The 24,647-nt window shown below is 59.0% G+C and carries 27 protein-coding genes; 16 read left to right on the forward strand and 11 right to left on the reverse strand.

Annotated features, from left to right (window positions below; genetic code table 11):
* Positions 1 to 26: 26 nt before the first annotated feature.
* Entirely contained in the window at positions 27 to 512 is a 486-nt protein-coding gene (locus EV656_RS14950; protein ID WP_132605536.1) for a hypothetical protein, read from the reverse strand.
* Between the two features lie 444 nt (positions 513 to 956).
* Here EV656_RS14950 and EV656_RS14955 point away from each other — a divergent pair, with 444 nt between their 5' ends.
* Together EV656_RS14955 and EV656_RS14960 are read left to right on the forward strand one after the other, a co-directional pair.
* Positions 957 to 1,307, forward strand: a complete 351-nt coding sequence (locus tag EV656_RS14955; RefSeq protein WP_027264271.1) for an MbcA/ParS/Xre antitoxin family protein — start codon at positions 957 to 959, stop codon at positions 1,305 to 1,307.
* On the forward strand, positions 1,307 to 1,819 hold the full coding sequence (locus EV656_RS14960; RefSeq protein WP_132605538.1) for an RES family NAD+ phosphorylase: 513 nt from the start codon (positions 1,307 to 1,309) through the stop codon (positions 1,817 to 1,819). Before EV656_RS14955 ends, EV656_RS14960 begins: the two co-directional genes overlap by 1 nt.
* Before the next feature lie 174 nt (positions 1,820 to 1,993).
* Here EV656_RS14960 and repC read toward each other — a convergent pair whose 3' ends face one another.
* From repC to EV656_RS14980, 4 genes are all read right to left on the reverse strand, one after another.
* Entirely contained in the window at positions 1,994 to 3,049 is a 1,056-nt protein-coding gene (gene repC / locus EV656_RS14965) for a plasmid replication protein RepC (protein WP_085870099.1), read from the reverse strand.
* A gap of 240 nt (positions 3,050 to 3,289) precedes the next feature.
* Positions 3,290 to 4,258 carry a plasmid partitioning protein RepB gene (gene repB, locus EV656_RS14970; protein ID WP_223229246.1) on the reverse strand — a complete coding sequence of 323 codons (969 nt, stop codon included), beginning with the start codon at positions 4,256 to 4,258 and terminating at the stop codon, positions 3,290 to 3,292.
* Positions 4,258 to 5,457, reverse strand: coding sequence for a plasmid partitioning protein RepA (gene repA / locus EV656_RS14975; RefSeq protein WP_043754158.1), 1,200 nt, complete (start codon positions 5,455 to 5,457; stop codon positions 4,258 to 4,260). Before repA ends, repB begins: the two co-directional genes overlap by 1 nt.
* 342 nt (positions 5,458 to 5,799) lie before the next feature.
* A complete protein-coding gene (locus EV656_RS14980) occupies positions 5,800 to 6,708 on the reverse strand; it encodes a recombinase family protein (RefSeq protein WP_050532598.1) in 909 nt (302 codons plus the stop codon).
* A gap of 227 nt (positions 6,709 to 6,935) precedes the next feature.
* Between EV656_RS14980 and EV656_RS14985 the strand changes: the two genes are divergently transcribed.
* Positions 6,936 to 8,003, forward strand: a complete 1,068-nt coding sequence (locus tag EV656_RS14985) for a hypothetical protein (protein ID WP_008335981.1) — start codon at positions 6,936 to 6,938, stop codon at positions 8,001 to 8,003.
* 329 nt (positions 8,004 to 8,332) lie between these two features.
* On the opposite strand, the gene EV656_RS14990 is transcribed toward EV656_RS14985, so the two are convergent.
* Positions 8,333 to 8,734, reverse strand: a complete 402-nt coding sequence (locus EV656_RS14990; RefSeq protein WP_008335980.1) for a MerR family transcriptional regulator — start codon at positions 8,732 to 8,734, stop codon at positions 8,333 to 8,335.
* A gap of 96 nt (positions 8,735 to 8,830) precedes the next feature.
* On the opposite strand from EV656_RS14990, the gene EV656_RS14995 reads away from it, so the two are divergent.
* From EV656_RS14995 to EV656_RS15040, 9 genes are all read left to right on the forward strand, one after another.
* On the forward strand, positions 8,831 to 9,238 hold the full coding sequence (locus EV656_RS14995) for a mercuric transporter MerT family protein (protein WP_176244179.1): 408 nt from the start codon (positions 8,831 to 8,833) through the stop codon (positions 9,236 to 9,238).
* A gap of 12 nt (positions 9,239 to 9,250) precedes the next feature.
* Positions 9,251 to 9,556: a heavy-metal-associated domain-containing protein gene (locus tag EV656_RS15000; RefSeq protein ID WP_009807473.1), complete on the forward strand. Its 306-nt coding sequence runs from the start codon at positions 9,251 to 9,253 to the stop codon at positions 9,554 to 9,556.
* A 22-nt stretch (positions 9,557 to 9,578) separates the two neighbouring features.
* Entirely contained in the window at positions 9,579 to 9,875 is a 297-nt protein-coding gene (locus tag EV656_RS15005) for a hypothetical protein (protein ID WP_222481190.1), read from the forward strand.
* Positions 9,876 to 9,954: 79 nt separating this feature from the next.
* Positions 9,955 to 10,203 carry a mercury resistance system transport protein MerF gene (gene merF, locus EV656_RS15010; RefSeq protein WP_243695714.1) on the forward strand — a complete coding sequence of 83 codons (249 nt, stop codon included), beginning with the start codon at positions 9,955 to 9,957 and terminating at the stop codon, positions 10,201 to 10,203.
* A 63-nt stretch (positions 10,204 to 10,266) separates the two neighbouring features.
* Positions 10,267 to 11,616, forward strand: coding sequence for a dihydrolipoyl dehydrogenase family protein (locus EV656_RS15015; RefSeq protein ID WP_008335974.1), 1,350 nt, complete (start codon positions 10,267 to 10,269; stop codon positions 11,614 to 11,616).
* Between the two features lie 57 nt (positions 11,617 to 11,673).
* Positions 11,674 to 13,125: a mercury(II) reductase gene (gene merA / locus EV656_RS15020; RefSeq protein WP_009807474.1), complete on the forward strand. Its 1,452-nt coding sequence runs from the start codon at positions 11,674 to 11,676 to the stop codon at positions 13,123 to 13,125.
* 270 nt (positions 13,126 to 13,395) lie between these two features.
* A complete protein-coding gene (locus tag EV656_RS15030; protein ID WP_009807475.1) occupies positions 13,396 to 15,030 on the forward strand; it encodes a Mu transposase C-terminal domain-containing protein in 1,635 nt (544 codons plus the stop codon).
* A gap of 1 nt (position 15,031) precedes the next feature.
* A complete protein-coding gene (locus EV656_RS15035; RefSeq protein WP_038147410.1) occupies positions 15,032 to 15,913 on the forward strand; it encodes a TniB family NTP-binding protein in 882 nt (293 codons plus the stop codon).
* Positions 15,850 to 16,701, forward strand: a complete 852-nt coding sequence (locus EV656_RS15040; RefSeq protein WP_207287098.1) for a TniQ family protein — start codon at positions 15,850 to 15,852, stop codon at positions 16,699 to 16,701. Before EV656_RS15035 ends, EV656_RS15040 begins: the two co-directional genes overlap by 64 nt.
* Here the strand turns inward: EV656_RS15040 and EV656_RS15045 are convergent.
* The 5 genes from EV656_RS15045 to EV656_RS15065 form a co-directional block, all read right to left on the reverse strand.
* A complete protein-coding gene (locus EV656_RS15045; RefSeq protein ID WP_009807478.1) occupies positions 16,698 to 17,678 on the reverse strand; it encodes a cation diffusion facilitator family transporter in 981 nt (326 codons plus the stop codon). The genes EV656_RS15040 and EV656_RS15045 overlap by 4 nt on opposite strands.
* A gap of 1 nt (position 17,679) precedes the next feature.
* Entirely contained in the window at positions 17,680 to 18,342 is a 663-nt protein-coding gene (locus EV656_RS15050) for a TVP38/TMEM64 family protein (protein ID WP_132605540.1), read from the reverse strand.
* Positions 18,343 to 18,345: 3 nt separating this feature from the next.
* Entirely contained in the window at positions 18,346 to 18,795 is a 450-nt protein-coding gene (locus EV656_RS15055) for a DUF6010 family protein (protein ID WP_008327267.1), read from the reverse strand.
* A 161-nt stretch (positions 18,796 to 18,956) separates the two neighbouring features.
* Positions 18,957 to 19,394 carry an ion channel gene (locus EV656_RS15060; protein WP_222481193.1) on the reverse strand — a complete coding sequence of 146 codons (438 nt, stop codon included), beginning with the start codon at positions 19,392 to 19,394 and terminating at the stop codon, positions 18,957 to 18,959.
* A gap of 88 nt (positions 19,395 to 19,482) precedes the next feature.
* Entirely contained in the window at positions 19,483 to 19,956 is a 474-nt protein-coding gene (locus tag EV656_RS15065) for a rhodanese-like domain-containing protein (protein ID WP_008327269.1), read from the reverse strand.
* Positions 19,957 to 20,144: 188 nt separating this feature from the next.
* Between EV656_RS15065 and EV656_RS15070 the strand changes: the two genes are divergently transcribed.
* The 4 genes from EV656_RS15070 (at position 20,145) to EV656_RS15085 (ending at position 24,640) form a co-directional block, all read left to right on the forward strand.
* Positions 20,145 to 20,867, forward strand: a complete 723-nt coding sequence (locus tag EV656_RS15070) for a response regulator (RefSeq protein ID WP_007803380.1) — start codon at positions 20,145 to 20,147, stop codon at positions 20,865 to 20,867.
* Entirely contained in the window at positions 20,867 to 22,333 is a 1,467-nt protein-coding gene (locus EV656_RS15075; RefSeq protein ID WP_009807480.1) for an ATP-binding protein, read from the forward strand. The genes EV656_RS15070 and EV656_RS15075 overlap by 1 nt, the downstream gene beginning before the upstream one ends.
* Positions 22,269 to 22,574 carry an SHOCT domain-containing protein gene (locus tag EV656_RS16830; RefSeq protein ID WP_222481198.1) on the forward strand — a complete coding sequence of 102 codons (306 nt, stop codon included), beginning with the start codon at positions 22,269 to 22,271 and terminating at the stop codon, positions 22,572 to 22,574. Before EV656_RS15075 ends, EV656_RS16830 begins: the two co-directional genes overlap by 65 nt.
* A gap of 65 nt (positions 22,575 to 22,639) precedes the next feature.
* Positions 22,640 to 24,640: a heme lyase CcmF/NrfE family subunit gene (locus EV656_RS15085; RefSeq protein WP_012187039.1), complete on the forward strand. Its 2,001-nt coding sequence runs from the start codon at positions 22,640 to 22,642 to the stop codon at positions 24,638 to 24,640.
* Positions 24,641 to 24,647 lie beyond the last annotated feature (7 nt).

Here is a 24,647-nt window from a genome sequence, read left to right on the forward strand (position 1 = left end):
CGAATGTTTGTGAGAGGGAGTGGTGATCAGATTGACTGACGGGGCCGCGGATCGTTGACGATCCTCGCGCCGAGCCGCTCGACCGTGTCGATGTAGGTGGTCAGCGAGACGCACCTGCCGGCACCTGAAAGGTCAGGATCGACAGATCTGTCCCGCGCCACCCGCGGCAAGTTCGCGAATGCGATAACATCGGTGACGGGTCGGATATCGATGAACGGGGTCCCTCGTGCGACCGCAAGAGCGGCCAAGGGAAAGCGTTCGATCGGCGCGAAAGTCGACATTGTGGTCCAGCCGAGATGAAGGAACGTCCCACCCTCCCCGCAGATCACATGCGCGTTTGGCAATAATGCCGCCTGCCTGAGGTAGCCAAGATCGCGCAGGACGGTCTCGCGCTCGAGTTGCCGCGATAGCGCCGTCTGGCCAGTTCTGCGCAGCTCTCTATGCCGCCACCAGGAGGCGGCGGTTGTGCGGAGCACGCGCAAGACACCTGTTTCCATTAGAATGCCCTTCATTAGGAAAGACAGACCGGAATCCGGTCCGGACCCATCCGAGGGACCCCAAAGGCCCTCATCCGTCAGTCACAAAACCCGAAGGACACTTTTACTTTTCAGCAGCCAACTGGTCCGGGGTAACGGCCGAGGGTCCGACACCACCGCGGACCCCAGTGACGGCATGCAGTAAGTGGCGGTTTCGATCCAAGATCGGCAAGCCATATCGGCAACTCCGGCCCGACTGCTGCAGTCTTTCTCATATTATCAATAGCTTATCTGACGTTCTCGATCGGCAAAAGCGCTCCAACGGTGACCTCTCAGGCCCAAAGATCAGGATTTGCTTCGTTCAGAGCACTGCAGCGTTACGGATAAGCACGGGAAACGAAGGCGCAGCGCCTCCTGTCAGCTTGAATTTCAGCGATGTTGCCGCTATATACCGTCAGTATCACCGTAGGAGCATAGATCATGCACATCACGAACTTTGCTGAAGCTGGGCAATTCGAACCGCGCAAGATCGCCGCGGTGCTACGCACATCAGCAGAAGAGATCGCATTGACCGTCGGCTTGGGCAAAGACGCGTTGCAGAGGCGAGCCCGCATCGGTTCGGACAAGACGCAGCGCCGCCTGCGCGAATTGGTAGAGGTGCTGAACAAAGTTGAGCCCCGCTTCGGCTCGGAACTGATGGCCTATGCATGGTACCGGTCAGAGCCCCTGCCCGGCTTTGATGGCCGGACAGCCATGCAGCTGGTGCAGGAAGGCAAAGCTCAGCAAGTTCTGGAATACATCGATGCGGTCGATGCGGGCGTCTTTGCCTGATGCCGCTGAAAGATGGACGCTACACAGGGTCACTCTATCGCGCCCTGAACCCGGTCTATGCGCGTGAACCTCTGTCCGGACGAGGCGCTGAACTCTATGGAGGGCGCTTTAACGCCAAGGGCACCCCTGCCCTCTACACCTCGCTGGATCCCGCGACCGCTCTTAGAGAAGCCAACCAGGTAGGCAGCCTGCAACCCACGATCCTGGTGTCCTACAAAGCCGACCTTGGGCCTATTTTCGATAACCGCGATCAGGACAAGCTCGAACGGTATGGTGTGACCGAGGCGATGCTTGCCGACTCTGCATGGCGCATGAAGATGCTCGATGGCCAATTGGTACCGACACAGGAGCTAGCACGCGCCCTTATAGCAGATCGGTTTGCGGGGCTTCTGATCCAAAGCTTTGCGAAGGGTGCGTCATCAACGGACTTCAACATCGTCCTGTGGGCCTGGACTGCCAACAAGGGTTCTTTGGAAGTGGTGGATGACGAAAAGCGGCTGTCGCGCATGTGAGTTGTGAGACTTGGTGCCGGATCTGTCCACCGCGGTGGACATCGGCGGGTCGGAGGTACATGGATTGACTGTGTAGTATCGCCCTAGTGGAATTTGGCTCTGTCGCTTTGATGCATGTGGCGAGACCGCGCGTCATTGGACTAGTTGATGGCCAGACGTCCACCGCGGTGGACACTAGGCGGTTTGCATAGCAGTTTTGGATAGACGCTTGATCAAAGCCACTGGATCAAACTGGTCTTGACGTTGGCCCAAGGTGATACTGTGAAAGTACGCTCCAAAATCCCTGATGCGTTGTCCAAGTTGTAGCATGATGAAGATCGCGCATGACGCTTTCTGAGCTCCTACTGCATTCTTGGCTTTCTCAAATGTTTCTGGGTGAATCCCCATCATGGGTGCAAGAGTTCGAGCATGGTTTTCAATGTCCAACCAGTCTCTAAGTCTCTCTGTGGAGAACGATGTCGCTTGATCGCAGACTGAGGTTAGCAAGTCTGGTTTCAGAGCTTCATTGCCTGTGTTGCTATCTAAATCTTTTTTTTCTTCTTCAGACATAGATTGGTGCCGGACAGTTTGTCCGTCATTGGCGGGCAACTCCACAGTTTCTGGTGGGTTATCTGGGGTATACAAAGTCTGGCATTCTTTGTCCGTGTCGGCGAGCAGCGCGTGGTATTCGGTAAGGCTCAGCTTCCTGCGTAGAGCTCTCCGTGCGTGGTTGATGAATGTGTTGCTGGGATCATGCTCTTCCAAATGGGCGAGCTTTGTCAGGATCTGTTTGCGGACAAATATCCGATCCCGCCGGTTATTTTCCATCTCATGTGCGATGGCGATAAGCTCGCTCGCACGTTGGAGGAGGGGGGTTAGAGACAGTCCATAGCTGATGCATTCCCCGCTGGATGAGCGAACGCGGTAGCGCTTTCTGTTCGAGCTGTCATTGCGTTTGATGAACCCGAGTTCGACGAAGCGGTTGATGTGCCTGCGGAGTGTCCGTTCGTCGATTCCGCCGACGCGCTGGCAAATCGAGTCGTTGGACGCGAAAACCGTTTCGCCATGGCCGGGCTTCAAGAAACTGAGCATGGCTTGAAGTGTTTGGATATGGCCAGGACGCAGACCGAATACGCTACGTGCATCTCTTAGTGCCCTGAAGATGGTCCAGATGTCGGTTTCAGCCGCAGAAATTGAGCCGCGTGATGCATCAGCATCAGCGGTTCTGATCGATAGTTTTGTAAATGCCATGGTTTCTTCACGACGACCGTTCGGCCCACAACTTCCCAGTCTCTTCCCGAGATTTCGCTCAGAAAAAGGCAATAAAAACCCGTCCACCGAATCGGTGACTCTTGACCGGTTTGCTGGAGGTTGCTACATCATGAGTGCTAATCGAATGATGAGGGCTCTCCAGGGGAAACTTTGGGGGGCTCTTTTCTTTCTGGTCTTCGCTTTTCTCCTCTGCTCGAGTTACTCTGTGTGGCTCGGGGCTTAGGACCCAGAGCCGCTCTCATTCCGCCACTGTTCGAAGAGCTTCAAAAGCGCTGCCTCCGCGCGCTCTTCGATCCATTGGCCGAATTCTGGGTTGTCCTTCTTGGTGATCTTGATAGCGATCGTTTTCTGGTCGACTGTCAGCGTTCCCACAGAGCTACCGTCCCCATCTTTGACAACGGACGTTAGGCTGCGGTTGGCTTGCTTCTTGTCGCTACGCGCCTTGTTCGAGCAAGCCGAGTAGACTGCCTGAAACTTATCCGCGCTTGGAGTGTCGTCGGGCAGGGCGGCGATCACCTCTTTGGCTGTGTTCACCAGATCTATCTTTTTCGACAAAGCGGCCAGGTCACCCCATTGCCGTCGTCCGATGCCATGTGCCGGCCCGATCAGCTGTACAAGCCCTTCTGGCAGTTGCTCTATGACGACGCGATGATTGGACACGCCCTGCCGTGTCAAGCCGAGAGCATCCTGAATGACGTTTGGCTTGTAACCTGATTCCTGCATCTCTTTGATAAAAAGAGATTTCTCAATGAAAGACGGGTCTAGTCGGAGGTTGTTCTCTTGGCCCTGTGCGATCAGAGATGCGTCGTCATCCAGGCTTCGAACGATCGCCTTGACCGTTCCGCCGACCATGCGGATCGCTGCGAGCCTGCGTCGTCCGTAGATGATACGGTATCTGTCCGGTTGCGCTGATGGACGGACCATAATTGGTACTTGTTGCCCATGCTTGCGAATGCTTTCGGCCAACTCATCAATACTGGAATCCTCCAGCACCAACCGATCGCGCAGACCATCCATGTCAATCTGATCGGGCTCGATGTCACGGATCGAATTCGCGGTAATCTCGCGCAAAGAGTCGCGCAATCCGCCAACAGATCCTGGCAGTTTTGCTGCTTTTGGCGGGGTAGGGGAGGGGGCCGCGCTCTCCTTCTCGTCCTTTGGAGGCTGATTGAAGATATTTCGGGCCATCAGCGACGCCCCCATGCCATTTGGATTGTCTGTTCCAACTCATCTCCAACGCCATTCACGCTGGTCAGAGCGCGATCAATCGTTTTTCTAATGAATTGGCTCGGATCAACTTCGTAGACGGTTTGCTGGGTCATACCGGCGTCCGAGATTGCTGTAGATTTCAGCATTGGCTCAGTCATGACCTGTCCGGCCAAGATCGATCTCAGGTAGCCCGCCATCTGGGTCTGAGGCCCGTCCGACGGCTCGTATCTCGTGATCAAGAACTTTACGAAGTCCCATGTAACGCGCCTGCCAATGGCTTCTTCGACAGCCTTTACCGTTTCCGAAGCAAGTTTCAGGAACTGGCTCATTGAAGCAATGTCGAGCATGCCAGGCACGACCGTTACTAGGAGTCCCGTCGAGGCTGCCAACGCCGTTAGGGTCAGAAAGCCAAGTTGAGGTGGGCAGTCGATCAGAACGATGTCGTAATTCGCCTCTACTTCCTCAAGCGCTAAGGCAAGACGCTCCGCAAATATGGGTTGCACCCGGCGGGCGAGGGCGTTTGCCGTCTCAGTTTCGTATTCCGAGAGCATCAGGCCCGCTGGGACCATATCGAGCTTATGGAAGTAGGTTTTTTGGATGACGGCTGAGAGCGGAACTTGTTCCTCATATCTCAGGGCATCATAGATTGTGCCGCCTTCGGCGAACTCGAGCTCTGGCCGAAAGCCGAAAAAGGTGGTCAAACTTGCCTGCGGATCGAGATCCAAGACCAACACTCGGTAACCTCGCAAAGCATACCGTTGTGCAAGATGGATCGTTGCTGTTGTTTTTGACGATCCGCCTTTGAAATTGACGACAGATATCACCTGGAGACGATCGCCTTCACGTCGACCGGGGCGGTAGCTTTCTGCGTTCTTTCCGGTGCGCCCCAGAATGTCGCGCAGCTTATCGATCTCTTGGGCTGTGTAGAACCGGTGTCCGCGGTTGTCTGTATGAACTTCCGGGAAGCTGCCGTCCTTGTGCCGGTTGCGCAGGTTAGATGTGCTAACGCGCAGGAGGCTGGCAACTTCGGTAGAACTGAATCGGCGCAGGGACTTTCGTTCTTCGGGCTCGAAAGCGATCTTCATCTGGCGATCCAAAGATTCAGCCAGATTGTCGGCAAATGCTCCGATGTCGGAAGAGCCTATGCCTTGCGCGTATCCAACGTTACGATCATCCATGTCCTGCCGCCCACTCTCGGCCTCTGTTGAGGCTCTTGGTCATTCTGACGGTGTACAGCGCGACTGACGCGTTTTACCGTCAGAATGGGAATGCCACGATCAAGTGAGTCCGGCAAGAAGAATCTAGATGTAGTGTGAAAGTTATCCACAGCGCCAATACGTACAGTCACATCAAGATAACTGCAAGTTGTTGATTTTATGGTGATAAATCCAAAAGACCGTGCTTCAAGCCATTCATGGGGATTGTTTGGATGGTATTGGCTAAACCCATGCAACCAATGGCACAATTGACCTTCTGACGGTGTTTAGAGCGATAGATTCAGCTGTTTGAGCCTCTGCTAGTTACAGTTGGGAGTGAGCCGATTCTGATGAAATTAGGCCAAGCCGCTCCGCTCGTTCGAGCAACATTTTGACCGAAGACGGCTGCCAGCTGGCACGACCTCGAGGGGTCCGTTCGCGCATCGACTCTAGCCGATCGCAGATCGCCTGCAGCGTGATTTCGGGGTCCGCGCCTTTGATCGCTGCGACGATGGCCGGCAGGCGGTCATCGGTTTCGCGGCGTCCGGCGCGGCCAAGCACCTCGGCAGGAAGGAACCCGTCGCGCACATATGCCTTCACAGCGCGGAGCAGTCGGCCTTGTGTCCAATGGTGATCTGGGGGCAGGGGGGCATTGATAATTCGCAGCACGTCTTCCCAAGCCATATCGGGGCGCAGGCGGCGCACATGAGGCACCCAATCCTGCGCGGTCTCGTTCAGGCGTTCCATATAGCCGTCCTGCCGTGCCAGCCGCACCTTGCGCAGCGCGGCGGGATCCTTGGCGCGTAGCCCTGGGTTGCCGCCTACGCGCCCTTTGGCGCGCGCAGAGGCAAGCCCGGCCTTTGTGCGCTCGCGGATCAGAGCGCGTTCGAACTCAGCCGCAGCGCCCAGAACCTGCAACGTGAACTTGCCCTGGGGCGAGGCAGTGTCGATCGGGTCCTGGAGCGAGCGGAAGAACGCCCCCTTTCCCTCCAGTCTTTCGATCACCTCCAGCAAGTGCGACAGAGATCGCGCAAGCCGGTCGATCCGCACAACGACCAGCGTATCGCCGCTCTGGACGCGTTCGAACACGCGTGCCAGCACCGGTCGCGCGCGATTGCCGCCCGAGGCGTGCTCTTCAAAGATCTCGGCGCATCCCGCAGACTGCAGGGCCTCAGACTGGGGCAGGGGGGTCTGATCCTCTGTGGAAACACGGGCGTAGCCTATCAGGGGCATGAAAACGGGCCGTTTGCAATTTTATGTATCATCAATAAACGACCGTTTGAAAACGAATGCAAGCAAGTGATCTCTTGTCGTGCTGGTGCACAATCCCCTTGGTTTTCTTGCACTGAGCGCGATCTGAGAGGTTCCGCCGACAGTCGCGCGTCCGTACTATACAAAGAGCGCGGGCAACTGCCACAAAATCGCTTGGGTAATGTGCATAATATAGATATTTTGCACATATGAAGCCGCAAGCATCTACTTTTCCTGATGATTTTGACGACCCCCTCATCACCACCGAGGGGGATGTGGGGGCTCACGAGGACGACCTCTGGTTCCTGCCGGGGCCGCTCGAAGAAGAACCGGATGATTTGCCGCCCGGGCCACGGGCAGAACCGTCCGACATTGCTGTCATCGACGACTGGGCAAAGGCGGAAGCGGCTCAGGCTGCGCGGCTGGCAAAGGTGGCTGGACGCCTGGGTGCGCTGGATGACCGCTTGCTGCGTGGCCCGGATGGCTGGCGACACAGACTGGCACTGATCGAGGCGGCAGACCTCAGCTGGCTTGCAGGGGATCGGGTGAGTTCTGACCGCCTCGCTCTTTGGATATCAATGCGATTGTCTGGCGCACAGGATGACCCGAATGCCTTGGCAAGAGTTGGCTGGGCTGTTCGCCGCCTGATGGGTGGTCCGGGTCCAATGGTCGATCTGGCGGCCTTTCTGGACCGCCGCGATCCCGAGAACATCGAGGATGCCACCGAGCGGCTAGAGGAGCGCGCGGGCGGATGGCTGGAGGTGATGAAATCAGCTGTTCATCTACACCCGATCACGCGGGCTTGCATGGGGTTTCACCTCTGGAGCTTGGCGGGTCTCGGGCAACAAGGCGACCAGATCGAAGCAGCCGTTACCGCGGCAAGGATCACGGCCAGCGACGGAAAGGGAGCGAACTTTGCACCACTAGCTATGGGTGGGGCAGGGGGGTTGCGCGCGTCGGGCTTACCACCGGAGCGTCTTGCTCGCTGGCTGGATGGGATGGAGACTGCCTGCCTGACCGCGATGCGGCACTTGGACTATATCGAGACATGGTCAGCGAGGACAGAAGCAGAGATGAGCTCGCTCTCAGGCAAAACTCCACCGGCTTTGCGTGCCGTGCTGACCGAATGGCCGCTCCTCTCCGCACCGATGGCCGAGGCCCTGACCGGCACTAGCCGAGCGGCGGTCCAGCGGAACCTGACCTGGATGGAAGAAAGGGGATTGGTCCGTGAGGTAACAGGGCAGGGAAAGTTTCGAATGTGGCGGACAGCAAATTAGAATTTGCCTAAATGCGAACAAGAACATGCCCAAGCGGGATTTCAGCCATTCAGTTTCCAGTAAAATACGCGACCTTCAGGAGAGGCGCGAGCACCTCGAAGCCGCGGTGCCGGATCGAGCGATAAATCTTGCGGTAACTCTGTGCCTGCACCTGTCCGAGTTGATCAGCTTGGCCGGCTACGGCCTGATTCGTGGAAGCGGATGTCTAGGAAACTAGGGGCACCTCAGAGCGCGGTTTCTTCGCTGCCCGCGATATTGGTCACGGTGTTCCTAGCGCGGAAGCCAAGGACTGTCCGGTTTGATTGCCGCGGATTTCCTCAAGAAACCTTTTAGGCCTCCTCCCTCAGCGCATCTATGACGGGGCATTCGGGCACATCGTCTCCGCTACATTGCGCCACGGTGGACGACAGGACGTGCTCAATGCGCTTGAGATCCGCGATCTTGGCGCGGACTGAAGCGAGATGCGCATTTGCCAGACCCTGCACCTCGCCGCAGGTCTGGGCCCCGCCATCGACCAATGCGAGCAGATCGCGAACCTCGTCGAGCGTGAACCCCAACTCGCGCGCGCGCATGATGAAGCGCAGACGCGCGACATGTCTGTCATCGTAGACGCGATAATTTTTGCTGGAGCGCGGCGGCTCGGGCATGACGCCGATGTTCTCGTAGTAGCGAATAGTTTCGAGATTGCAGCCGGTCAGCTTGGCCAGATCTCCGCGCCTGAGGACCTTCACCGATCTGTGATGATTATTCACACCAAACCCCCTTGAGCCTGTACCAGCTACAGACCCTAGATTGAGATCATCACTGAGGCAAGGATGATTCGAACCATGACTGAAACCACATCCGCCGGCCGCCAGTCGGCAATGGGCGAAACCCCGGCAGCTGACAAAAAGGCATGGGCGACAACCGGGCTCGGCGTACTCGGCGCGCTGGCCATGACCTCCTGTTGCATCCTGCCGCTGGTGCTGGTGAGCTTCGGCGTCACCGGCGTGTTCATCGCCCAGTTGGGCGCGTTCTATCAATATAAGTGGATCACCTTCGCACTGAGTGCCGCTTTCATCGGATACGGCTTTTACAAGGCGTATAGCCCGATCCCGGCCGAAGCCTGCGTTGATGGCACCTGCGCGCGACCGATGAACCGAACACTCATGCGGTCCATTCTCTGGATTGCCAGCGGGATCGTCGCCGTGGCGATGATCTTCCCCTACCTGACCCCCTACATCCTGTCCTACTGAAAGGCGTAACCGATGAAACATCTCTCTCTCGCACTCGCAACTCTCGGCATTCTGGCCGCAATGCCCGCCAGTGCCGAAGAACAGCGCATCAATGTCGGTGTCGCCGAACTGACATGCCCGACCTGCTCGTTCACCGTCGCGGCGGCGATGCGCGGCGTGCCCACGGTCGAAATCGTCGACTTCCAGGAAGGCGAGGAGTTTGGCACGGGCACTTACGTCGTGGCCTTCGACGATCAGGCGGCCAACCCAGACATGATCATCGAGGCGGTTCTGGCCAATGGCTATCCGGCCGAGGTGCTCCAGGCGGGGGAGTCCTGAGCACGGAAGGACGGGTATGGCCATGGATGACAAACATTTGGGCGGGCTTCTGGCCTTCATCATTGCCGCGCCGATCATGGTGATCTGCTGCGGCGGCGGTGGCGTCATCCTAGCCACCATTCTCGGCGGGATTGGCGGGTGGTTGATGGGGCTCGGCGGAATAGCCGCTGTCGTCGCGGCAATTGGCGCGGCGCTGGTTGTTCGCGAGATCAGGCGCAGGGGATCAGCAGGTGTCGATGGCGCACCGGATGAGACTTGCACCAAAACCCGGGCCGCCGGTGAGAGTATCCACCGCCCGGCCGATTTCGCGGCCGAGTAGAGCAACGCACCGGCACAGGTCTTTGGGCTGTTCGGGTCGATCCCGGATCCGGTGGCACCACGCAATTGATGCACCAGACATGAGGAAACAAATTACGATGCCTTCAGACGACACATCTTCGAACGGCCTTTTGAAAGTGGGCATCATCGGCACCATCATTGTGGCGCTCTGCTGCTTTACGCCCATTTTGGTGATCCTCTTCGGCGCGGTCGGCCTGGCCGCCGTCGTCGGATATCTCGACCTCGTGCTGTTTCCGGCACTGGGCATCTTTATCCTGCTGACCATTTACGCGCTCTGGCGCAAGAACGCGCGCGGCTCGGCGTCCTGAGGGAAACTGGGCTGACATCCATCCAAATAGCGCCTCAGACAAAGCATTGAAGAGAAAAACCTTATGACGAAGAGCTACGACCTTATCGTGATCGGCGGTGGAACCGGTGGCAATGGCGTCGCCCGGATGGCGGCGAATGCCGGCTGGAGCGTCGCCAGCATCGACAGCGAGCCCCATGGCGGCACCTGCGCCCTGCGCGGTTGCGATCCCAAGAAGATGCTGATCGCCGTCACCGAGGGCGTCGAGTGGGCGGAAAACATGAAGGGCAAGGGGCTGGAGGCGCAGCCTTCGGTCAACTGGTCCGACATGATCGCCTTCAAGCGCAGCTTCACCGACGCGATGCCACCGCGCATCGAGGCCGGGCTGGAAAAGGCCGGGATCGACGTCTTGCACGGAGAGGTACGGTTTACCGGCCCCGATGCGATCGAGTTGAACGGCGAGACCCTGAGGGCGAAGCATTTCCACATCGCCACCGGTGCCCGACCGATGACGCTGAACATCCCGGGCGAGGAGTATCTCGCCACCTCGACCGATTTCCTGGAACTGCCCGAGCGTCCCGACCGCATCGCCTTTGTCGGCGGCGGGTTCATCGCGATGGAATTCGCCCATGTGGCCAAGCGCGCGGGCGCGCGCGAGGTGACCGTGCTGGAGATGATGGACCGCCCCCTGGGCAACTTTGATCCCGATCTGGTCGCGATGCTGGTCGAGGCGACCGCAGAGCTGGGCGTCGATCTGCGCACCAAAGCGAAGGTGGCGAAGATCGAGAAACAGGGCGACGAAGTCGTGGTCACCGTGGAACGTCACGACGGCACCGAAACGATCACTTGCGATCTGGTGGTGCATGGCACCGGCCGCGTGCCCAACATAGACGGGCTGAACCTCGAGGCCGCTGGAGTCGAATACTCACGCCGTGGCATCAAGGTGAGCGACGCGATGCGCGCCACCAACCCGGCCATTTTCGCGGCCGGCGACTGCGCTGATAGCGGGTTGAATCTGACCCCGGTCTCGGCGGCAGAGGGACGCATCGCGGGGAAGAACATTCTGGGCGGCAAGGACGCGCGGGAGATCAAGTATCCGCCGATCCCGTCAGTGGTCTTCACCCTGCCCATGGTTGCTACCGTGGGCTTGTCGGAAGCGGCGGCCAGGGAGCAGGGGCTGAAGTTCGATGTGCATTTCGAGAAGACGGAGGGCTGGTATTCGTCGCTGCGCGTCGGCGCGAAACACACCGGATTCAAGGTTCTTGTCGAACGGGGCAGCGGGCAAATACTCGGCGCGCACCTGATCGGACCAGGAGCCGAGGAGCAGATCAATCTTTTCGCCATGGCCATGGGTGCCGGGCAGACCGCAAATCAGATCAAGGCGATGATTTTCGCTTATCCCAGTTACGCCTCCGACATCGGGTCGATGGTGTGAATTGAAATTTGACCGCCGCCAAGATGGTGGCGCCCGGTTCAAGTAAAGGAAATGAAAATGGATCAAACCGTCAAGGAACATGATTGCTGCTCTTCGAAGGATGTCGGCGCCGACAGTTATGACCTGATCGTCGTCGGTGCGGGCTCTGCCGGGTTCTCGGCTTCGATCACTGCAGCTGAAGCCGGAAAGCGGGTGGCGCTTGTCGGGCACGGCACCATCGGCGGCACCTGCGTGAACGTCGGCTGCGTTCCGTCCAAGGCGATGATCCGCGCCGCAGAGGCGGCCCATGGTGGCGCGTCCGCTGCCCGGTTCCCGGGCATTGCGTCCTGCGAACATGCGGTGGATTGGCCAGCCGTTGTGAAAGGCACGACCGATCTGGTCGCGGAGATGCGGCACAAGAAATATATCGACCTGCTGCCCGCCTATGAGAACGTCACCTATATCGAGGACGGCCCGGCGCGATTGGTCGAGGGTGGCGTCGCTGTCGGCGGGCGGGTGATATCCGCCCCGCGCATCCTGATCGCCACCGGCTCGCGCCCCCATCAACCTGCCATCAAAGGCATCGACACCGTGGAGACCCTCGATTCCACCGGTCTGCTGACCCTGCCCGACCGGCCCGAAAGCATCATTGTGCTGGGCGGCGGCTATATCGGCTGCGAGTTGGCGCAGATGGCCTCAAGGCTGGGGGTGAAAGTCACGCTTGTGACCCGCTCGCGCCTTCTGCCCGGCGCCGAGCCGGAGGTGGCCCAGGCGCTGACGCAAGCGCTGAAGACCGAAGGCATCGCGGTCGAGACCGGTCTTGCTTACGTCTCGGCCGCGAAAGCTGCGGGCGGCGTCATTCTGACTGTCGAACGCGATGGAAAGACCGAGGTTTTGTCCGCCGAACGGCTGGTTGTGACCACCGGACGGGTGGCCAATTCCGAGAACCTCGGGTTGGAAGACCTCGGGATAGAGACCGACGCGCGCGGCTCGATCAAGGTCGGTCCTGACATGGCCACGACGCGGGCCGGCGTCTGGGCGGCGGGCGATGTCACCGACCGTGACCAGTTCGTCTACATGGCCGCCTACGGTGCCAAGGTGGCAATCAACAATGCCCTTGGACTGGAGCCAATGCGCTATGAGAATGCGGCGATGCCATGGGTCGTGTTCACCGACCCGCAAGTGGCCGGTGTCGGCGTTTCAGAGGCTGGGGCCAAGGCGGCGGGGCACGAGGTCAAGATCAGCGTGATCACGCTCGACAACGTCCCGCGCGCCGCCGCGGCCCGCAACACCCGCGGCGTGATCAAGCTGGTGGCCGACGCCAAGACCGACCGCCTGCTGGGCGGCCAGATCGTGGCGCCCGAAGGCTCGGACACGATCCAGACGCTGGCAATGGCGCTCAAGTTCGGCATGACCTCCAAGGCCCTCGGCGAAACGATTTTCCCATATCTGACCACGGTTGAAGGGCTGAAACTTGCGGCCCAGACTTTCGACAAGGATGTGGCCAAACTCAGCTGCTGCGCGGGGTAATGCCATGGTGCTGAAGGAAAGGACCGATCTTCTGTCGACACTTCCCGGTGCGTTGATCGCTTGGGGTCTGCCCATTGCAGCGATGATCTTGGCGATCGGTATCCCGCATCCGATCAAGACCTGGTGTCGCGTAGCCCTTAATTGTGAGATGGGAAATCCAACGAAATCAACGGCTGAGTTTTGCCCTTAAATATGAGATTTTGCCTTTAATTCTGATATTTTTGCCCTTAAACCTGAGACAGGGTTCACAGACATTTGCGGCAAATATCGATGAATGATGATGGCGAAGACTCCGTTGCCGTTGGTGCTGAAGAGGCGCGCAGGGCCGCGGTGCTGCGCCCTCTTGTTCAGGCATATCTCAATGGGACTGGCAGCCTGGAACGTGGCATCAATGACGCCGTTTGGGAGCTTGGTGTCAGCAGGGCGACGGTCTGGCGTTGGATAAAACGGTTGGCGGAAGAGGGTGGGCGCACCAGCGCTCTGGCTCCGCGGAAACGGGGCCGCCCGACCGGGACGATGTTAATATCCAGCAAAGTCGAAGCGGTAATCGAGGAGCACCTTCGCCGCTATTTCTTGCGCCGGGAGCGTTCGAGCTTGTCGCGCGTCGTGACAGAAATCCGCAGCGCTTGCTGGCAGGAGGGCTTGCAACCGCCGACACGGCGAACGGTTCAGCGTCGTCTGGATGCGATGGATGCCCGCGAAGTTGCGAAGGCACGAGAGGGCGCAAAGGCGGCCCGCCAGAAATTTGCGCCGGTCACAGGTGAGAACAAGGCCAGTATGCCACTGGAGATCGTCCAAATTGATCATACACCGGCGGACATCATTCTTGTCGACGGCTTTGAACGCAAACCAATTGGGCGGCCTTGGGTCACGCTGGCGATCGACGTCGCAACGCGGATGGTGACCGGATATTACACCTCTCTCGAGGCACCTTCGCGTCTGTCAGTGGCGCTTTGCCTGACACAGGCGGTGACCCTCAAGGAGGAACTTCTTGCGGAATTGGCGTGCGATGTTCCTTGGCCGGCACAGGGCAAACCGCACAGCATCCACGTCGATAACGGTCGCGATTTCCGGTCGCGCGCCTTTCGGTCGGCCTGTGCGGATTGGGGGATCGATCTGGTCTATCGACCGCCAGCAAGTCCTCACTTCGGTGGTCACATCGAACGGTTGATCGGCACCATGATGGGGGCCGTTCACCTGTTGCCGGGAACAACGCAATCCTCGATCGCGGCAAAGGGCGACTATGACGCCGAAAGCAAGGCCACGATGACGTTGAGCGAATTCGATCGCTGGTTTGCTCTGGAAATCTGCCGTTACAACAACAGCATTCATTCAAGTCTTGGCTGCACGCCCGTTGCCAAATGGGAGGCGCTCTCAGAGCAAATGACAGGCGACATCCCCTTCGAGATGGAAGCCTTTCAGGTGAGCTTCCTGCCGAGTGAACTGCGCAAGATCAGGCGTGACGGCATCCATCTGTTCCAGATAAGGTACTGGTCCGATGCCCTTGCAGGCCACATTGGGCGCGGGGATGGAAAGGTGGTCGTTCGCTACGATCCTCGCGATATCTCAATGATCTGGGTCGAACTGGACGATGGCCGGTATGTTGAGGCGCGGTACAGAAACCTGGAAATTCCGCCCGTCTCGCTCTGGGAATATCGCGAAGCGATGAGGAAGGCCCGTGCCCTTGGCAAGTCCGGGTCTAATGAGCTGGTGCTGGCTGAGCTGATCCGACAGCAACGCCAGATCGAAGCTGAAAGCCGGGGCCTGACGAAGGCCGAACGCAGAACCCGTGAAAGAAAAGGGACATTGAAGGGCACGAACTCGGCCGTCTCGACAACCGAAGGGCTGCGCCCGATCGATACGGGTGATACATCGCGCCCATTGTTCAAGGTGGAGAGATGGTGAATTGAGGGCAGGGACAACTGAAGAAGACGGCCGGATCGCCCTCATTCAATCGGATATCTGGATCGGCTTTCCTCGGGCGGAACAGGTGTTGGACCGCTTGCAGGGCATGATCGAAGCGCCACGACAAACCCGTATGCCTGGGCTTCTTGTGCATGGCGCCTCCGGGATCGGAAAGACGATGATTGCCCGAAACCTGTCGCGCAAGTACGCACCAGAATACGATCCGGCGTCGGGCATCACCCGCACACCGCTTCTGCTGTTGCAAGCGCCGCCCGCACCTGATGAACGGCGGTTTTACCTGCACATCCTGGCCGCCGTCGGCGCCCCGGCGACGGCTCTTAGCGCCCGCGCTCAAAATGTGGCTTCCCTCGAAGTCCGTGTCATCGCGCTCTTACGCGACCTTGGCCTGCGGATGATCATGATCGACGAGGTCCACAATCTCTTGGCCGGGACCCACCGCGAACAGCGCCGATTTCTCAATGTCCTGCGGTATCTCAGCAATGAACTCGAGGTGTCACTGGTCTGCCTTGGGGTCAGCGAGGCCGTCGATGCTATTCGCGGTGATATCCAGCTTGCCCGACGGCTGGACGAACATCATCTGCCAAACTGGCGCGACGATGCCGAGTTCTCGGACATGATCCAGACCCTTATTGCTGCCATGCCACTGGAAAAGAAGTCCAACCTGAAGGTCAAATCTCTCAAGCAGGTCTTGGCACTGACCGGTGGGGTGACCTCGCGCATCTTCGCTCTGGTCAAGGATCTTTCCATCGACGCCATTATCACAGGCGAGGAATGCATCACCGATGACGCAATCGCAAAATGGACGCCGGTTTGGTCGCGCCATGCGAACCCCCATCGGCGGCTCCAGAAGTCCCGGGTGTGAAGCCGCACCCGCTGCCCAAGACTGTCGCGCCGCTGCCAGACGAGTTGTTGTCAGGTTGGTTGTCTCGGCTGGCGGCGGCCAACTACTGTGATGATGCGGAACTACTGGCTCATCTCAGAATCGATACCGCGCATGGCACCGCCTTGGACTTCAACGTCGACGCGGCTGCGGCGGCGAAGATTGCCAACGCCGCACGGGTTAACCCAGATGTTGTTCGATCTTTGACCTTTCCGGCAATGACGCCACGAGAAGCCTCACTGACGGCTCAGATGCCATTCCAGCATTGCCTGCGATGCTCCAGAGAGGGTCTTTTGCTCAGGCATTGGAGGCGGGCCTGGGCATTTGACTGCCAAGTTTGCGGGACGAGACTTGTGCAGACCCTTGGCAAACTCCGTGAGGAACAAATATCTGGAAAACTGATATACCGAGCGCGCCGCGGGGCAGAGATGCTTGAGTGCGCCGCGCGCTCGCGCGGCCCCAAGCAACTTCGGCGCGCAATGCGCGCAGTCACCTTTGCCATGTCACTCAAAACCTTCCGCGGGGATCCGTCGTTCGCTGTCCAGAACCCCAGATCGGAAGTTAGGCTGTTCTGCCTCGCCGCAATCGCCGCCGCTCGATCTCATCCCTTGGCTAAGGCAGCCATCGTCAGCAAAAGCATCGACGACTATGCAAGGGTTGCTCTCTTGCGCGCCTTCGAGAAGGAGCCTCGATTGCTTGCCGCGGTTGATCACATCGCGCAAAGGTGCGCGAGAAACAGGGGCCCCATGACAGCCGTATCTCACAATTAAGGGCAAAAATTGTCGCCAAACGCGTCGCGTCTCAGATTAAAGGGCAACGCGACAGCAGCCTTTGCAGCCGCTATCTGGACTATATCAAGATCCCGCGCGTGGCGCTCGTCGAGACACTCTGTTTCGAGCTGCAGCGTGACCATGTGAAACCCATGCTGTTCCGTCAGCCGCCGATAGGCCCGGTTCAGCAGGTCCGCGGCCTCTGCGGGCTCACCATGGCGGATATGGGCAGAAAATGCGTGTTTGCCGCTGGTCAGCGTCCAGGCATGCACATGGTGAACGTCCAGAACCCCGTCCTGGCCGCGCAGGTCCGTCGTCACAGCCTCGAGATCCGTTCCCTCTGGCGTGCCTTCCATGAGGATGTGGACCGCTTCCTTGATGACGCCGACGGAGGCCCAGAGGAGAACCACCCCGAACGCCATGCCGAGGATCGGGTCAATCGCCAGAAAGCCGGTGAACTCGATCACTAGAGCGGTGACGATGATCAGGAGGCTGCCGACAAAGGTCTGGATGATGTGCCAGAGCGCACCACGGGCATTCAGATCGTCCTTGCTCGATTGCCACATCAGCCCCAGCGAGATCACTTCGGTGACCAGGCCTCCGAAGGCGACCCAGAGCATGGGACCCGTGGCCAGGTGAATCGGATTCCCGAGCCGCATCGCGCCCATCCAGATCACCAGAAGCGCCATACCGAGAAGAAAGCCGCCATTCACCAGTGCCCCGATGATCTCGGCGCGGTACCAGCCGAAACTCCGCGCCGAATCCGCCGGGCGGCGCGCAATGCGCTGCGCGATGATGGCCACCAGAACGCCGCCAACCGCCGACAGGGTGTGAAACGCATCCGACAGGACGGCAATCGAGCCAGTCCAGAGCCCGACGGCCAGTTCAATCACGAAGTAGACGCCGGTGAGCCAGGCCGAAATCACAAGGGCCTTGCCGGAACTCGGCATATGCCCGGCGTGGGAATGACTGGCCATATCAGCTCTCCTTCCGTTTCGTACCGGTCTTTCGCGTCGCGGCGAAGAGAACCGACAGGCCGGTAAAGCCACCCAGCGCAAGTGCGGTCCATGTGGCAGTGCGGGCATCGCCGTTCATCGCCTGGCTGCCCATGTGAGCGAGCAAGAAACTCGCTGGAATAATCCCGGCCATCGTGGCCAGCGCGAACCTCCAAAGATGCAGCTTGCTCAGACCTGCGGCGTAACTGATCATATCGAAGGACAGAAACGGCAGCAGGCGACTGCCGAAGACCAGGAAGGTCAGAGTGTTCTGGGACCCGAACAGGCCTGCGTTAATCTTCTGACCGAGATGACGCTCAACGAAGGGACGACCCAAGCCGCGGGCCAGACCAAAGGCGGCAAGCGCACCGAGTTCCGCACCTAGAACGACGAAGAGCGTCCCGTACGTGTGTCCATAAGCCGCTCCGGCGGCGAGTGCGATTGGCGTCGAGGGCAGGGGGCTTGCGACAATAGCGATTGTCATGAGCGCCACGATGACAATTGGTCCGGCAAGACCTGCCGCCTCGATCCAGCGGTCAATTTCCGCGCGATCCGGCAGGCGAATGTCAACGCCAAGGACGTCCGGGAAGGCCAATGCGACGACTCCCATCAGGAACACCGCCATAAGAAGGATGCGCATCATCATGGATCAAAACACGGCATAGAGCAGAACGAAGAACGTCGCTGCCAAAAGGTCAAAGGCCACGCAGAATGGAATATACCAGTTCGGAATCCGGGCGAGACGATAAGAATTGTGGTGTGACATGTCCCAAAGGGCGTGAAGGGCCAAGCCCAAGGGGAGGAAGGCCCACTGCCATATCAGCCCCAGGAACGCTGCTAAGCCGAACAAAAGGGCGACCGCGAGCTCTGCCCAGAACACGCGCGCTCTGCCGTCCGCAGCGCCAAAGCCGATATAGGCACCGCCAATCAAAGCAAGCGTGATCGAAGCAAGAGCTATCGAGCTTTGCTCATCCAAAAAAAGGTGAGCCGGCAATGTGAGAACGACAAGCAACACGCCAACCCATACGGGAGATTTCAAGATATCCCCGTGTCGATGGTGCGATACGTGATCGCCTGTCTTTTCGAAAATCTGTGCCATGGCTTTGTACCTAGGGATTCCAGCAACTGGAAGGTCAAGGGCTATTCATCCACGCGCGCAACGCAGCGCTCACTCAACCGTTCCACGGTGAGGTCAAAGGACCGATATCAGGACGTATTTGACGCTGACGCCAAGCTCATGTCCGACGCGCGTGGCGATTTTCAGTCATCTTTCGCCTTCTGCCAGACTTGCTGGCAGGCTGAGTAAAGAAACGTCGCTGACCAGGTCAGCAACATGAAGCCCAAAAGCGATTGCAGCATCAGCAATAGTCGAAAGGGCCCGACCACCTCTATGGACGAATAGCCAAGGGTCGAGAACGAGATGCCCGTAACATAGAGAACATCCTGAAACATCGGAGGGCTGTTGCTGAACGATTGCGGCAGAACGCTTGCCACCACCATCGTGTTGAACACGGCGAGCGTCACAAGTTCCAAGACATGCAGCAACAGCAACGTGGAAAACGTCAGGATGATCCGAAAGCCGGAGCCATCCGACCGCTGCGGGGAAAACTTCAGAATGCCCGACAACGCATAATGATGGACAATTCCCATCACGATCGCCGCGCATATTCCGACAAACATAGCCATCAACTCGGTCATACACCCAAACCCGTCTTCCTGTTCAAACAGGTCAATTTGACCATACATCAGGCTTTTAGCACAACGGGACCAATTGATTCTTCACTGGTCAGGCCAACGCGGGGGGCAACCCGTTCAGGGCGACATCCACCGGAACGGTCGGCAAGTTCGATGCGATCCAGCCAGGCCCTTCGCCTGATCCCAACATCCCTTCCGAGATATCGGCGTAGCCCGAATAACCAGCTTGTCTCAACGCTCGAAGCAGCGATGCGGAGCGTCCGCCAGTGGCGCAGATCAGTCCAACAGTGCGATCACCGCTCAGTTCCTTGGCCCTGAACAATCGGTCCGGAAAACCGGACGCGTGCATGCTTATCGGCCATACACCAGCACCTACGCCGGTTTCTTGCCACTCTTTGTGCGTTCTGACATCGATGATCCGCGCCGTATCCGATAGAAGCGCGTCAAAGGCATTCTCTGCCGACCAGACAGATCGGCTCTGCGCCAACAGCGGTGACGCCGCGACGGTCAGCACCGTCATATGAGCACCCAGAACGAAACGGCGCCGGTTCAAATCAAGAGCCATATTCGAAAACCTCATCCTTTGATCGGTTGCGATCCCAAAGGTCACATAACATACGCGCGACGCTACCCGGGAGCACGACACGGTGCAGGCACAGATTTGTATCCATCTGTAGCAAGGGACTGACCTGATACAAACGGCTACAATTCTGCCCATGAAACAGAATGCAACGATGATCTAGGAAGGACGCCATGGGACCGCCACCTCATATCCTTATCGTGGACGACCACGCTCAGATACGCGAAAGCGTCGCGCGCTTCCTGGAGAAGAACGGAATGCGCACGACCGTCGCCAGGGATGCCGTGGAGATGGATGCCAAGCTGGCCACTGGTCACTTCGACCTCCTCGTGCTCGATGTCATGATGCCGGGCGAGGACGGTTTGTCGGTTTGCCGCAGACTTGCGCCAGAGGGTGATCTTCCGATCATCATGCTGACGGCGCTTGGTGAGGAAACGGATCGGATCGTGGGTCTGGAAATCGGTGCGGACGATTATCTCGCCAAGCCGTTCAATCCACGAGAACTGCTCGCCCGCATCAAGTCGGTTCTTCGGAGAAGCAACCGCGACGAACCTGTGGCCGGAAGCCTCGCTGGGAGGAAAGTCTCTTTTGCGCACTGGATACTGGATACCGACCGGCAGGTGCTGATTGACGAGTCCACCACCGAGACCCCATTGACGACCTCCGAGTTCAAATTGCTGGCGGTCCTGCTGGAACGCGCGAGGATGGTGCTCAGCCGTGACCAGTTGCTTGACCTGACCGCTGGTCGGACGGCAGGCCCGATGGATCGCACCATCGACAATCAGATCAGCCGTCTCCGCCGCAAAATCGAGCCGGATGTACTTAGGCCCAGTGTCATCAAAACGGTGCGGAACGGCGGATACTGTCTGGCTGCCGATGTCGAGGATGCGCCGTGATGCGCCGTGCGATGAGATCTCTGAGCGGCCAATTGATCCTGCTTGTGGTCGCGGCACTTGTCGTGGCCCAGGTGATCAGCCTGTTCCTGTTCGCCGACGAGCGCAGCCTTGCGATCCGTGCAGCTTTAGGATTCGAGGCCGCGGGTCGCGCAGCGAATGTCGCGCGGTTGATCGAAGAGGCCCCGCTGGATCTGCAGGACTCGATCCTTCGCGCGGCAAATTCGCCTCTGATCCGGTTCGATCTGTCGGACGCTCCGATCGTGGATCACACCGGTCATTCGGACGGCGGCATCGTGGAAGCGCGCATACGCGCCCTGATGGATGACAGCTACAGCCGGGATATTCGCGTTGAATTGCACGAGGTCGAGGGCGAGTTGCGGCCTCTTCCCAATCTCTCGGACGAGATGACAGAAATGCATCTCGCGATGATGCGCGGAGAGTTGACAGCGGTTGAAATGAACCTGTCCATCGCCATCAAGGGAGCGCGTTGGCTGAATGTCGGAACGCGGTTCGAGCGACCGCCGATCCAATGGCCTTTCTATTCGATGCTGACCTTCGGGATTTCCGCCGGACTGCTTCTGGTGGCGATCTTCTGGTTTGTAATGACGCGCCTGACGCGTCCTTTGCGGCACCTGTCGAAGGCCGCGGACCATCTTGGCCGGGGCGAAGATGTGGGCGAATTGGCGGTCACAGGGCCGACCGAGGTCAGAGATCTGACCGTCGCATTCAACCGCATGCAACGACGGCTGACCCGGTTTGTCAGTGATCGTACACGTATGCTCGCAGCCCTTGGCCACGATTTACGCTCGCCGTTGACTGCCATGCGTGTCCGCGCGGAGCTGGTTGACGAAGAAGAGACGCGGGACAGCCTCATCGCATCGGTCGAAGAGATGCAGAGTATGGTCGAAGCGACGCTCACCTTTGCACGCGGCCTTACCGGATCCGAAGGTGCCGAAGTGGTCGATCTGCGCAATTTTCTGGACAGCTTGTGCAGCGATATGGCGGCACACTGCACCTTTGCCCCGAGTGATGATGTTGCCGTGCGGCTTCGACCCAACGCGTTCCGAAGGGCACTGAGGAACTTGCTTGAGAACGCCGTTCGCTACGGTGGTGCCGCAAAAGTCAGCTGGGCGACCCACGGTTCGAACCTCGTACTCAACATCGATGACAATGGGCCCGGCATTCCCGTCGACCAGTTGGAAAAGGTCTTCGATCCGTTCTATCGCCTCGAGCAATCGAGGTCTCTGGAAACGGGCGGTTATGGGCTTGGGCTCTCAATCGCGAGGACAATCGTCCAATCCCATGGCGGCGATATCCAGCTGGTCAATCAGAACAGCGCGGGTTTGCGCGCTGTTGTCACCATCCCGTTGGATGAAACCGAACTGATCGAAGGAGAAACAGATGAAACTGAACGCGTTGATCCTGCCGTTGCTGGCCAGCTTGCCCGCCAGCATGGCGCAGGCTGATGGACCAGGCTCCTGGACGGGGCACATGTGGGGCAGTGGCTATGGCTTTATGGGCGGCTTCATGATGCTCGCCTTCTGGGGTGCGCTGATCGCATTGGTGGTGTTTCTGGTGTTCAGGCTGCGGGACAATGGCACCCGTCCCCCGGACTCGGACGCGCAGGAAGCGCTCAGGCGCCGCTTTGCAAATGGGGAAATCGACGAAGAAGAGTTCCGTCGCCGCAAAGCAACGCTCGACGAATAGACCCCGCCGCGGACGCCAAAGCCGTCCGACGCGACGCCCACCGACGCTGAATAGGAAAGAACGCCATGGTCCCGGAAATTGGTCACTTCGCACTGGCCCTCGCACTGGCGCTTGCGCTTGTTCAGAGTGTTCTACCGATTGCAGGTGCGTCGCGTAGAAATGCCGTCTGGATGAAATCCGCCCAGGCGACGGCAATAGGACAAGTGCTGTTTGTGGCCATCGCCTTCGCAGCGCTGATGCAGGCTTTCATCGTCAGCGATTTTACCGTCAGGAACGTCGTCGAGAACTCCCATTCGCTCAAGCCAATGCTCTACAAGGTGGCCGGGACCTGGGGCAGCCATGAGGGTTCGCTGCTGCTCTGGATCCTGATACTCGCGGTGTTCGGCGCGGGCGTCGCCTGGTTCGGATCGAACATCCCCGCCGAGACCAAGGCGCGCACCTTGTCGGTGCAGGCGTGGATCAGCGTCGGCTTCCTGTCCTTCCTGCTGCTGACGTCGAACCCCTTCGAGCGGGTGTTTCCGCCGCCGCTCGACGGCAATGACCTCAACCCGTTGCTTCAGGACATGGGTCTCGCCATGCACCCGCCGCTCTTGTATTTCGGGTATGTCGGCTTCTCCATCGTGTTTTCCTTTGCCGTTGCGGCTCTTCTGGAAGGGCGCGTCGATCCGGCCTGGGCCAGATGGGTCCGCCCGTGGACATTGGCCGCGTGGGTCAGCCTTACGGCAGGTATCGCTCTTGGATCGTGGTGGGCCTATTATGAACTGGGCTGGGGCGGCTGGTGGTTCTGGGACCCGGTCGAGAACGTGAGCTTCATGCCCTGGCTTCTGGGCACGGCGCTGCTGCATTCCGCCATCGTCACCGAAAAGCGCGACGCGTTCAAAAGCTGGACCATCCTACTTGCCATCCTGACTTTCTCGCTTTCGCTGCTCGGGACGTTCATCGTCCGGTCAGGCCTGCTTACATCCGTGCATGCCTTCGCCGTCGATCCAGAGCGCGGGCTTTACATTCTGGGTCTGCTGGCCGTGTCCATCGGTGGGTCGCTGGCGCTCTACGCCTGGCGGGCGCCCGAAATGGAGCCGGGTGGTCTGTTTCGCCCGATCAGCCGCGAGGCCGGGCTGCTCGTGAACAACCTCATTCTGGCCGCCGCTACGGGAACGGTCCTGTTCGGGACGCTTTATCCACTGATCCTGGAGGCTGTCACCGGGGACAAGATCTCGGTCGGTCCACCTTTCTTCAACGCGGCCTTCATTCCGATGATGCTGGCACTGGTCGTGTTCATGGGTCTTGGTCCATTCCTGTCGTGGAAGCGGGCTGATATCGCCGGTTTGCTCGATCGCATCCAATTCGTGGCCGTGCTGGCGGTCATTGCAGCCTTGGCCGCATGGTATCTTCTGAACGGTGGGCCGATCATGGCCTATCTTGCCATCCTCGGCGCAGCGTGGCTGCTTTTTGCGACCCTGCGGGAATGGGCGCTACGCATCCGTCTGTTCGAGGTTTCCCTTGCAGAGAGCGCGAGACGCGTGCGCAACCTGCCACGCGCCTCTCACGGTATGACGCTTGCCCATGCCGGCGTCGCTGTGTTGATGATGGGGATGATCGGCTCGACCGGATGGAAGAGTGAGGAGATCGTCTTTGCCGCCCCCGGGACCGAAGTCACGATCGCCGGGTTCGACATCACCTTCGAAGGGGCCGCAAAGGTTCAAGGGCCGAACTACATCGCGGATCGCGGCACCCTTGTGGTGCGTCGGGATGGCGAATTGGTCACGACACTTTTCCCGGAACGGCGGTATTACCCGGTCGCGGAAAGCCAGACGACGGAGTCGGCCATCCGCTCCACATTGGCGGGTGATCTCTATACGTCGATTGCAACGCCAGCCTCCGATCAAGTGAACAACGCCGGAGCATGGACCCTTCGGATCCTCTATGAACCGCTCGTCAACCTGATCTGGATCGGCTCGATCCTGCTGGTGATCGGTGGCTGTTTGTCCTTGTCGGATCGCCGTTTGAGGGTCGGGGCGCCGCGCCGTGCCAAACAGCCAGCCACCGATGCCGTTCCTGCCGAGTAGGAGAGAA

The sequence above is a fragment of the Rhodovulum adriaticum genome (assembly GCF_004345735.1).
Classification (GTDB): domain Bacteria; phylum Pseudomonadota; class Alphaproteobacteria; order Rhodobacterales; family Rhodobacteraceae; genus Rhodovulum; species Rhodovulum adriaticum.